We start from the raw sequence: 10,599 nt of genomic DNA on the forward strand, positions 1-10,599 counted from the left end.
GTCGCCCACGACGTCGAGGTGGGCTGAGCAGCTGGCGTCGAGCTGCGCAGTCTGCTGCTGCGCAGTCTGCTGCTGCGCAGGCCACCCGCCTCAGGCCAGCGCCTGGCACGGCGCGAGATCGCTCGCCAGGAGCCCATGCACTGCGCCGGTCGTGCCCCCGGCGAGCAGGCCGGCCAGCGCAGGGCGGGGGCGCGGATCCGGCTCGGGAACGTGCCGTCCTCCGTCGACGCGATAGCGCCAGCGGGGACCCCGGGCGACGAGATCGGTGATCGCGCCGAGGAATCGATCGACGTCCGCCATGCTGGTGCCGACGCCGAAGCTCACGCGCACCGCGCCGGGCACCGCCGCGCCTCCGGACACCTCCGGCGCATGCGCCCCGGCGAGCGCGCTCATGAGCGGGTGCGCGCAGAACGAGCCGTCGCGGACGCCGATGCCGTGCTCGGCGCTCAGCGCCGCGGCGACCACGCCGGGATGGAAGCCCTGCACATTGAACGTCACGACGCCGATTCGCGGGCTCGCCGGGCCCCACATCGCGAGCTGCTCGACGCCCGGCACGGCGCGGAGGCCGCGCGTGACCCGGTCGAGCAGCCTCGCCTCGTGCGCCGCCACGGCGGACATGCCGACCTCGCCGAGCGCACGGCAAGCCGCGGCCAGCGACACCGCGCCAACGACGTTGGGGGTGCCGGCCTCGTGGCGCGGCGCGCCGCTCGCCCATTCGACACCATCGAGCGTGACGCGCCGGACGGCGCCCCCGCCGGCGAGGTAAGGGCGCCCGGCGTCGAGCCAGTCCTCGCGACCGACCAGCACGCCGCCGCCGAAGGGGGCATAGAGCTTGTGACCGGACAGCGCGAGGTAGTCGGCCCCGATCGCCTCGAGATCGATCGCGCGGTGGGGCGCGAGCTGGGCCGCATCCACGGCCACCCGCGCCCCGCGGCGATGGGCCACAGCGGCGAGCTCCGAAAGCGGCCACAGCTCGCCCGTGACATTGCTGGCCCCCGTCACGGCGAGCAGCCCGTGGCGCGAGGAGACGCCGCGCAGGGCGTCGTCGGCCCGCGCGATCGCCTCGTCCGCGCTCGCGGGCACCGGCAGGACAATGGACCGGCCACGCCGCCACGGCAGCTGATTCGCGTGGTGCTCCGAGGCGAAGGTCACCACCGTCGTGTCCTCGGGCAGCGCCGCGGCGAGCAGGTTGAGCGAATCGGTCGTGTTCCTCGTGAACACCACCGTATCTCCGGCGCGGGCTCCGATGAAATCGCCCACCTCCCGGCGAGCGGCGGCATAGAGCTCGGTCGTGACCGTGGACGCGAACCCCGCGCCGCGATGCACGCTGCTGTACCAGGGCAACAGCGCCGTGACCGCATCGAGCACCGCGCGGAGGCACGGGGCGCTCGCCGCGTAATCGAGGTTCACATAACCCACCTGCTCGCCGGTGACGAGCGGCACGGTGAGGTCCCCACCGACGACGGGTAAAGGAAGAGCGCCGATTGCGGGCGGCGCCGGCACGGCCGCAGCAGGACGCCAATCCACGACGGGAGCGATCGACATATCACCTCACGAGTCCAGGAGACTCCGGGCGACCAGAGTCCGCGCTTGCCAGCCGCTCATGCGGCCGGCCAGGTCGTCACCCGGGACACCCCACCGCGGTTCGGAGGGTTGTCGGCCAGCGAGCCGGGGCTACGCGCTGGCGCTCATGACCTGCGCATACAGTACCTCGATGGCTGCCTCGTGGCAAGGGCCTGCGTGACAGCGCAGCGGCTCGCTCAATGACCCCACCACCGAGGCCGGGGCTCCACGGCGACGTGGAGGCGGCCGTGGCTACACGGCGACGTGGAGGCGGCCGTGGCTCCACGGCGACGTGGAGGCGGCCGTGGCTACACGGCGACGTGGAGGGGCTGGACCACCGCGGCGAACACCGGGAGCGCCTCGCAGCGGGCCGCGTGCGCGGCCAGCGCCGGCCGCCTCGCGGCGTCGGCGATGGCCGGGTGCGCCTCGCCGAGGAAGCGCAGCGCGCAGGCGACCGCGATGTCGGCGTGGCTGAAGGCGCCGAGCCAGAAGTCGCCGCTCCGGGCGGCGCGCTCGCGCTCCAGCAGATCGAGCGTCTCGGAGATCTGCGCGGCGCAGCGCTCGACCCAGACCGGGCTGCGGCGGTCGCCGGCGCGCAGCACGTGCTCGTAGAGCAGGCTCACCGCCTTGTCCGCGAGGCCCGTGGCGAGCGCACACACCCGCAGCCCGGCGCGGCGCGCCTCGCCCGAGGGCGGCAGGAGCGCGCGCTCGGGCCCCACCATGTCGTCGAGGGCGTCGAGGATCGCCGCGCTCTCCACGAGCGACTCCCCGCCATCCGTCACGAGCACCGGGACGCGCCGGAGCGGGTTGTGCTTCGCGATGGACTCCGCGTCGGCCCACACCGACCACGGGCGGTGCTCGTACGCGAGCCCGTAATGCTGGAGCGCCACGGCGACGCGGCGCACGAACGGCGAGTCGTACTGGCCAATCAGGATCATGGCTCCTCCTCTAACCAAGAACGCCGCGCGCGGCTACCAGACCGTGCACGTCTTGGCCGGTCGCATCGGCGTGCCGGACGCGCACTTGAAGGCCTCGCCGAACTCCGGGAGGTTCGCGAGCGGCCCGTTCACGCGGAAGCGCGGCGGGGAGTGCGGGTTCACCTGCACCATGAGCCGGAGCGCCTCGTCGCGCATCTTGCCGCACCAGGCCTGCCCGTGCGCCAGGAAGAACTGCTGATCTTCCGTGAAGCCGCCCGCGACCGTCTGCTCCGCGGCGCCCTTGCGCATCGTGCGGTACGCCATGAACGCGAGCTTCAGCCCCCCGAGATCCGCGATGTTCTCGCCCAGCGTCAGCTTGCCGTTCAGCTTCAGCCCCGGCAGCGCCTCGTAGGCCGAGTACTGCGCCTCGACGCAGCCGGTCTTCGCCTTGAACGCCGCGGCGACCTCCTTCGACCACCAGTCCTCCAGGTTGCCCTTCTGGTCGAACTGCGAGCCCTCGTCGTCGAACCCATGCGTGAGCTCGTGCCCGACCACCATGCCGATGCCGCCGAGGTTCACCGCCACGCCCGACGTCACGCTGTAGAACGGCGGCTGCAGGATGCCGGCGGGGAAGACCATGTGGTTGCGCTGCGGATCGTAATAAGCGTTCACGGAGGGCGGGCTCATCTGCCACTCGTCGCGATCGACCGGCTTGTCGATCTTCCCGAGATCCCACCGCGTGTGGAAGGCGCGCGCCGCGAGCGCGTTCTTCGCGTACGATCTCGGATCGACCTCGAAATCGTACGTCCGCCACTTGTCGGGATACCCGATGAGGTACGCCATCGCGCCGAGCTTGGCGAGGGCGCGCTGCCGCGTGCCCTCATCCATCCAGTCGAGCGCCCGCACCTCGCGCGCGAATGCGTCGCTGACCTCGCGCACCATCGCCTCGGCCGCGGGCTTGCTCTCGCCGGGGAAGCTCGTCTTGACGAACGGCTGCGCGAGCAGCTCGCCGAGCGCGTTGTCGGTCGCGTCCACGCAGCGCTTCCAGCGCGGCCGGACCTCCTTTTGCCCGGTCAGCGCCGATTGCAGCGCGAAGCTCTCGTCGACGAACGCCTTGGGCAGCGCGGGCGCGCTGGAGCGCACCACGTGCCACGCCAGGTAATTCTGCCACGCGGCGGGCTTCGCCGATCTGAGCAGCCGCGAGAGCCCCTCGAAGAACCGGACCGAGGTCACGTTCACCTCCTTGACGTCCGGGCGGCCGAGCCCCTGGAAGTACGCGTCCCAGGGGAACTCCGGCGCTGCCTTCGCGAGCGCCGCCCGGTCCAGCTTGTTGTAGAGGCCCTTCGGGTCCCGCCGCTCGACCCGCGTCTTCGACGCCTTCGCGAGCTCGGTCTCGATCTGCATCACGTCGAGCGCCGCCGCCTTCGCCGCGGCCTCCTGCGCCCCGGCGAGGCGCATCATGCGCGCGACGTGCTCCTCGTAGGTCTTGCGGATGGACTTCGATTTGTCGTCCTCGTTGACGTAGTAGTCGCGGTCCGGCAGGCCGAGCCCGCTCTGGTCGAGCTGGGCGATGACGCGCGTCGCGTCCTTCATGTCCTGCGCAGAGGCGATGTCGAAGAGCGCCCAGATACGGCGGCTGTGGAGCTCGGTGACGAGCGCCCCGACGCCCTTCGGGTCGCGCACCCGCCGCGCCTTCGCGAGGAGATCTGCGATGGGCTTCGCGCCGGCGGCCTCGACCGCGGCCTCGTCCATGCACGAGCCGTAGTAGGCCCCGATCTTCTTGCTCACCGGATCCCGGTCGCCGGCCTGCGCGGCCTCCTCGAGGATGCGCCGGAGCTCCGCCTCGTTGCGCCGATCGATCTCGTTGAAGCTCCGCATCCAGGAGGCTTCGTCGCCCGGGATCTCCGCCTTGGCGAGCCATCCGCCGCAGGCGAACTGGTAGAAGTCCTCGCAGGGGCTCGCCGAGCGGTCGAGCGCGGCCTCGTCGAGCCCGACGTTCGCGAGCTTCGTCTCGACCACGGGGAGGCCCTGCGGCGCAGGCGGCGCCGCCGTCCTGGCCGCGGCGGAGGGGGGCGCCGGCGGCGGGCCCGCGGCCGGGCCGCAGGCCGGCAGCGCAGAGAGGGCCAGGGTGATCGCGAGGGGAGCTGCGAGCGGTCGTTGCGTGCGCATGCGGCGCTCTACCATGGACCGCCGGCTGCGCGGACATGGACCGCCGGCCGCGCGGATCCAGCGATGTCGACCGGCCTTCACCTTCGCCGCCTTTGCCGCCTTCGCGTTCGCCCGGAACGCGCCCGGCCTCACTCCCGGTCGAGCTTCCCCATCAGGCTCAGGGTGAAGTAGGCCCCCATGTACTTGAGGTGCGGGCGCACCTCGAGGTGCACCCGGTACCAGCCCGCGCTCCCCTCCACCTCGCTCACAAGGGTCCGCGCCTTGCGGAGCGGCCTGCGCGAGCGCACGGCGGGCGACACGACATCCATGTCCGCGACATACCCGCTGAGCCAGGCGTTCAGCTCGCGCTCGAGGTCGCCGCGCTCCTTCCACGTGCCGATCTGCTCCCGCTGCATCACCTTGAGGTAGTGGGCGAGCCGGCTGACGAGGAACACGTAAGGCAGCTGCGTGCCGAGCCGGTAGTTGATCTCCGCGGCGCGCCCCTCGTCGCTCTGCCCGAAGTACTTGGGCTTCTGCACCGAGTTCGCGGAGAAGAAGCAGGCGTTGTCCGTGTCCTTGCGGAACGTGAGCCCGATGAAGCCCTCCTCGCTGAGCTCGAACTCGCGGCGCTCGGTCAGCATGATCTCGGTCGGGATCTTCGTCTGGATCGCGCCCAGCGCCTCGTACTCGTGGAGCGTGAACCCCTCGACCGTGCCGCCTGACTGCGGACCTATGATGTGCAGACACCAGCGGTGGCGCGCGAAGCTCTCGGCGAGCCGTGTCGCCATGGCGTAGGTGGGGGCGCCCCAGGAGTACGCCGCGTGGTCGCCGACGACGTCCTCCTCGTAGGAGAACGCCCTGACCGGGACGGTGCTCGCCCCGTACGGCAGGCGCAGGAGGAAGCGGGGGAGGAGCAGGCCCACGTAGCGGGCGTCCTCGGACTCGCGGAATGCTGTGTACTTCGCGTACTGCGGCCCCTCGAAGAGCGCCTTGATGTCGCCGAGGTGCGGCACCTTCCGGTAGTCCGTCAGCCCGAAGAACTGCGGGCCCGCGACGGCCAGGAAGGGCGCGTGCGCCATCGTCGCCACCGCCGCGCACTTCTGGAGGAGCGCGATGTCCTGGGGCCCGGGGCCGAACTCGTAGTTCGAGACGACGGCGGCGAACGGCTTGCCGCCGAAGGAGCCGAACTCGGACGAATAGACGATCTTGTAAAGGCCGCTCCTCACGAGCTCGGACGAGTCCTCGAAATCCGCGAGCAGGTCGTCCTTCGAGCAGTTGAGGACCTCGACCCGGATGTTCTCGCGAAAGTCGATGTGATCGACCGCGAACTTGAGGCCGCGCCACGCGGCCTCCAGCCGCTGGAACACCGGGTGGTGCAGGATCTCGTCGATCTGGCGCGACAGCCGCTGGTCGATCTCCGCGATCCACAGGTCGATCAGCGCATTGTCGAGCGCCGCGCCGGCGTCGGGCCGGCCGGCCGCCTTGTCCAGCGCGGCCTTCACGCCGCGCTTCATGTCCCGGTACGCCTCGTTGGCCGGGGAGATCCTTGTCTCCGCCAGGAGCTCCGCGAGGAGAGAGCCGCTGCTCTCCTTCGCCGGCCCTTCGTGCTGCCCCGCTTGCATGTCCGCAAATTACCACGGTCGCCCGCCGGCTGGAAGCGATGGACAGCCGGCGCCCGCCTGCGGCGCGGTCCCGGGCACGCCCCGCCCTCCCGCCCGCGCCCCGATCGGGCATCGACGTGACGACGTGACGGAGCGGCGCCCCTCGGACGCCCGCGCGGAACGGTGCAGAGCGCTCCGTCAGCACGCAAGCACGCAAGCACCCAAATGAAGAGTCGAGTGGACATGAAATGTACATGGCGAGCGAGCGACTACAGTGTTACAAATCACATGTGGGTGCTCTCACGGAAGTCGCGGAAGCAGGGGTTTTCGCGCGAAGGCGCCCTCCCACAATCCCGGATCCGGGGCCGCCGCCTTCGCGACGGCGCCCGTCCCGGTCGTGGCCGCGCAGCGCCGACACCGCGCGTCGCTAGCGCTCCAAGCAGCCAAAAACCCAGGGAAATCAGCCACAGGGGCACGAGGGACAGAGCGCATCTCCTGTCCCTCTCTCTCTGTCCTCTGTGCCTCTGTGGTTCGAATTCTCTGTCTTCCATCGGCGCGCCGGTGCGCGCCGCCGTTCGTGGATTTCGAGGAAAGGAGGGGGGATGGAACGCCTCGGACTCGGCATCATCATCGGCGTGGGACTCGCCAGCTTGACAAGGATCACCCGTCCGATGGTCAAGAGGGCCCTGAGGGCGGGCTTCGTCGCCGCCGGCGCGATCCGGGGGGCGCTCGGCGAGGGCAGTGAGCGGCTCGCCGACCTCCTCGCCGAGGTGAGGGAGGAGATGGCCCGGCAAGAGCAGCGCGCCGGCACGGGCGGCGCGCAGGCGTCCGCGCGCGACGGGATGGATCCGCCCGCGAGCTGACGAGAGGGGGTCCGGTGATCCGGCCTCGCCGGCCGGGACCGGGGAGGTGAGCCATGCCGAGCGATCGAGGGGTCTTCATCATTCACAGGGTTCCAGGGCGCGTGCGCCTCGGCGTCCCCGCGCTGCGCAGGGACCCGCCAAGGGCGGCGGAGATCGCGGAGATGGCGCGCGCCTGCCCGAGCGTCGTCGACGCGCGGGGGAGCGCGTGGGCCGGCAGCCTCACGGTCGAGCACGAGCCCGATGTCGCGCTGGAGGCCGTCCTCTCCGAGCTCGCGCTCATCCCGGAGCTCTCGGACTGCGGCTGTCATCCGCTCGATTCCCTCACGCCCCCGCCGTCGCACTGCGCCGCGCCCGCCGAGCCGCCGAGCCCCGGCCGGACGGCGCGCCTCGTGGTCAAGGCCGCGGACCGGTTGAACTCGGCGTCGCAGGTCGTCCCGCCGTCGCAGGTCGACCTCAAGCTCCTCGTGCCGGCGCTCCTCGTCGGTTCGGGGGTGCTCCAGATAATGACGCGGCGCTCCGCGGGCATGCCCCACTGGATCACGCTCATCAAGTATGGAGTCGACGCCTTCGTGGTCCTGAATCACGCCCGCATCCAGGGCTTCTTCGCGGGCGCGGGCGCAGGCGCGGGCGCGCCGACCGGCGAGACGGGGTGACCATGGCAGCGCTTCCGCCGAGCGGGACCGAGCCGGTCTCGGTAGTCCACGCGATCTCCGGCAGGGTCCGCCTGCGGCTCCCGCGGCTCGGGCAGGACGCGGCCTTCGGCCCGCTGCTCGAGGCGGGGCTCACCGCCGTGCCGGGGGTCCTGTCCGTGCGCATCGCCGAGGGCGCGTCGAGCGCCGTCGTCGAGCACGACCCGCGGCAGGTCGACGTCGGCGCCATCGCGCGCGCCGCCGCCGCGGTCTCGGCCGCGCCGGCCCCGCGGGGGGCGCTGCGCGCCGCGCGCGACGCCAGGAAGGCGCGCCGCGCGTCCGCCGTCGCGAAGCGCCCGCTCTATCTCTCGAGCGCCGGCATGCTCCTCTCGCTCGGCGGCTTCGCCTCGCCGCTGCTCGCGTACCCGTTCATCGCCGCGACGTCCGCGCCCATCCTCCGGCGGGCGTGGGACTCGGTGGTGCGGCAGCGCAAGCTCAACGTCGACCTGCTCGACAGCCTGGCCATCGCCTCGGCCGTGGCGACCGGCGACGCCATCAACGCGGCCGGGATCATCTGGCTGGTCACGCTCGGCGACCACATCCGCGATCTCACCCAGGCGCGCGCCCGGCGCGCGATCCGCGGCCTGCTCGGGTACCAGCAGGACTTTGCGTGGGTGGTCCGCGGCGACGCGAAGGTGCAGATCCCGGTGGCCGAGCTCGCCGTCGGGGACGTCCTCGTCGTCTACACCGGCTCGGTGATCCCGGTCGACGGGACGGTCACGGACGGCGAGGGGCTCGTCGATCAGCAGACGCTGACCGGCGAGTCGATGCCGGTGCTCAAGGGCCCGGGAGACCGCTGCTTCGCGGCGACGGTGATCAAGGACGGCAAGCTGTACGTCCGCGCCGAGCGGGTCGGCGGCGACACGACCGCCGCGAGCACCGCGCGGCTCATCGAGAACGCGCCCGCGCTGGAGACGCGCGCGCAGAACTACGCGGAGGTCGTGGCGAACCGGCTCGTCCCGCCGGCGCTCGCGTGCTCGGCGGTCGTGCTCGCGGCGACGAGGGATCTCGGCCGCGTGTCCGCCATCCTGACGATCGACTTCGGCACCGGCCCGCGCGTCTCGGCCCCGACGACGGTGCTCGCCTCGATGAACGCCGCGGCGCGGCGCGGGATCCTCATCAAGGGGGGCGCCTACATCGAGAAGCTCGCGAAGGTGTCGACGGTGGTGTTCGACAAGACCGGCACGCTGACCTCCGGCGTCCCCGAGGTGACCGACTTCCTCGTCCACGACGCCCTGTCCGAGCGCGAGGCGGCGACGCTCGCCGCCGCGGTGTCCGCGCGGCAGACCCACCCCGTCTCGCAGGCCGTGCTCCGCCTCGCCGAGGCGTGGCGGCTGTCGATCCCGGACCGGGAAGAGTCCCGCTACCTCGTCGGCCGGGGCGTGCAGGCCAGGGTCTCCGGCAAGATCGTGCAGCTCGGCAGCCCGCGCTTCATCGAGGAGCTCGGCATCCCCTGCCGCGCCGAGCCCGGCGCGAAGCGGGCGCTCGAGGCGGCGGCGAAGTCGCTCCTCTTCCTCGCCGTCGACGGGCAGCACGTCGCCACGCTCGCCTGCCGCGACGCGATCCGGGCCGAGAGCCGCGCGACCATCCGGAGCCTGCGCGAGCGCGGGATCGACGACATCGTCATGCTGACGGGCGACAGCCGCGAGGTGGCGCGGCAGGTCGCGCTCGAGCTCGGCATCACGCGGTGCTTCGCGGAGATGCTGCCCGAGGACAAGGCGGAGATCACGCGCCGGCTGACGCAGGAGGGCCGCACGGTTGCGGTCGTGGGGGACGGCATCAACGACTCTCCGGCGCTCTCGTACGCCGACATCGGCATCAGCGTGTCCGCGGGCGCGGAGATCGCCCGGGAGACGGCGGGCGTGGTGCTCGTGGAGGACGACCTGTCGAAGCTCGTCGAGGCGATCGACATCTCGCGCGCCGCCATGCGCATCATCCACCAGAATTTCTCGATGATCCTCGCCGTGAACGCGGTCGCGTACGCGCTGTCGATCCCCGGGTTCCTCAACCCGGTCGCGGCGACGCTCATGAACAACGGCTCCGCGGTCCTCGCCTGCGTGAACGGTCTCCGTCCGCTCATGGCGGCGCCGCGCAGGAAGGCCCGCGCCGGCGGCGAGCGGCGGTGAGCCGGCGCGGCGCGCGGGTACGACGGCGGCGGACGCGTTCCGCCCGGCGCTGCGCCGCGGCCCGGTATGCGCGCTGCACGACGGATGGAATGGCCGGGATGGAGAGCGAGAGGCGCGCTGGATCGAGGTCCTCCGGCGCCGCGCGGGCGCGCGCGGCGCACGCGGCGCGCTGGGCTGTGCGCGGGCTGCCGGGCGCGGCGGTGGCGGCGGTGATCGGCTGTGCGGCCTGTGCCCAGCCGCCTGCCTCGCCGTACGTGACGGCGGTGAGCCCGGAGGACGCGGGCCGGTACCTGATCCTCGTGGGCGGGTGCAACGACTGCCACACGCCGGGCTGGGACAGATCGAGCGGCAGGCTCCCCGCCTCGGAGTGGCTGACGGGCAACGACATCGGCTACCGCGGTCCGTGGGGGACGAGCTACGCGTCGAACCTCCGGCTCTCCGTCCAGGACCTCAGCGAGGACGCCTGGGTGAGGATGTTCCGCGCAGCCGCGGGCCGCCCGCCGATGCCCTGGCTCAACTACGCCACCCTGCACGAGCGCGACCTCGTGGCGATGTACCGCTTCATCCGGAGCCTCGGCGCGAAGGGCGCCCGCGCGCCGACGGCGGTGCCGCCGGGGCAGGAGCCGGAGACGCCGTACATCCTCATGGTCCCCCAGCAGCCGGGGCGCAGGCCGTAGCGGCCCTCGGGCCGG

At 72.3% G+C, this 10,599-nt stretch carries 8 protein-coding genes and 1 riboswitch; of the genes, 4 read left to right on the top strand and 4 right to left on the bottom strand.

Annotated elements, in window-relative coordinates; all coding sequences use genetic code 11:
* Positions 1-90 precede the first annotated feature (90 nt).
* From WME75_RS06960 to tssC, 4 genes are all read right to left on the bottom strand, one after another.
* Positions 91-1,545: an aminotransferase class V-fold PLP-dependent enzyme gene (locus WME75_RS06960; RefSeq protein WP_437487478.1), complete on the bottom strand. Its 1,455-nt coding sequence runs from the start codon at positions 1,543-1,545 to the stop codon at positions 91-93.
* Between the two features lie 36 nt (positions 1,546-1,581).
* A riboswitch (SAM riboswitch) is annotated at positions 1,582-1,696 on the bottom strand.
* Between the two features lie 175 nt (positions 1,697-1,871).
* Positions 1,872-2,501, bottom strand: a complete 630-nt coding sequence (locus WME75_RS06965; RefSeq protein ID WP_437487481.1) for a glutathione S-transferase family protein — start codon at positions 2,499-2,501, stop codon at positions 1,872-1,874.
* A gap of 33 nt (positions 2,502-2,534) precedes the next feature.
* Positions 2,535-4,649 carry a M13 family metallopeptidase gene (locus WME75_RS06970; protein ID WP_437487483.1) on the bottom strand — a complete coding sequence of 705 codons (2,115 nt, stop codon included), beginning with the start codon at positions 4,647-4,649 and terminating at the stop codon, positions 2,535-2,537.
* 128 nt (positions 4,650-4,777) lie between these two features.
* Positions 4,778-6,250, bottom strand: coding sequence for a type VI secretion system contractile sheath large subunit (gene tssC, locus WME75_RS06975; RefSeq protein WP_437487486.1), 1,473 nt, complete (start codon positions 6,248-6,250; stop codon positions 4,778-4,780).
* Between the two features lie 581 nt (positions 6,251-6,831).
* On the opposite strand from tssC, the gene WME75_RS06980 reads away from it, so the two are divergent.
* The 4 genes from WME75_RS06980 (at position 6,832) to WME75_RS06995 (ending at position 10,584) form a co-directional block, all read left to right on the top strand.
* Positions 6,832-7,092, top strand: coding sequence for a hypothetical protein (locus WME75_RS06980; RefSeq protein ID WP_437487489.1), 261 nt, complete (start codon positions 6,832-6,834; stop codon positions 7,090-7,092).
* A gap of 53 nt (positions 7,093-7,145) precedes the next feature.
* Positions 7,146-7,745 (top strand): hypothetical protein, encoded by a 600-nt coding sequence (locus WME75_RS06985; protein ID WP_437487491.1) that lies wholly within the window; start codon positions 7,146-7,148, stop codon positions 7,743-7,745.
* Positions 7,746-7,747: 2 nt separating this feature from the next.
* Positions 7,748-9,907, top strand: coding sequence for a heavy metal translocating P-type ATPase (locus WME75_RS06990; RefSeq protein WP_437487494.1), 2,160 nt, complete (start codon positions 7,748-7,750; stop codon positions 9,905-9,907).
* 98 nt (positions 9,908-10,005) lie between these two features.
* Positions 10,006-10,584 carry a cytochrome C gene (locus WME75_RS06995; RefSeq protein WP_437487496.1) on the top strand — a complete coding sequence of 193 codons (579 nt, stop codon included), beginning with the start codon at positions 10,006-10,008 and terminating at the stop codon, positions 10,582-10,584.
* Positions 10,585-10,599 lie beyond the last annotated feature (15 nt).

The sequence above is a fragment of the Sorangium sp. So ce1014 genome (assembly GCF_051521505.1).
Classification (GTDB): Bacteria; Myxococcota_A; Polyangia; order Polyangiales; family Polyangiaceae; genus Sorangium.

Coding starts and splice junctions, on each gene's coding strand:
- WME75_RS06995 (WP_437487496.1), top strand. CDS start 10,006: ATGGAGAGCGAGAGGCGCGCTGGATCGAGGTCCTCCGGCGCCGCGCGG.
- tssC (WP_437487486.1), bottom strand. CDS start 6,250: ATGCAAGCGGGGCAGCACGAAGGGCCGGCGAAGGAGAGCAGCGGCTCT.
- WME75_RS06990 (WP_437487494.1), top strand. CDS start 7,748: ATGGCAGCGCTTCCGCCGAGCGGGACCGAGCCGGTCTCGGTAGTCCAC.
- WME75_RS06980 (WP_437487489.1), top strand. CDS start 6,832: ATGGAACGCCTCGGACTCGGCATCATCATCGGCGTGGGACTCGCCAGC.
- WME75_RS06960 (WP_437487478.1), bottom strand. CDS start 1,545: ATGTCGATCGCTCCCGTCGTGGATTGGCGTCCTGCTGCGGCCGTGCCG.
- WME75_RS06970 (WP_437487483.1), bottom strand. CDS start 4,649: ATGCGCACGCAACGACCGCTCGCAGCTCCCCTCGCGATCACCCTGGCC.
- WME75_RS06965 (WP_437487481.1), bottom strand. CDS start 2,501: ATGATCCTGATTGGCCAGTACGACTCGCCGTTCGTGCGCCGCGTCGCC.
- WME75_RS06985 (WP_437487491.1), top strand. CDS start 7,146: ATGCCGAGCGATCGAGGGGTCTTCATCATTCACAGGGTTCCAGGGCGC.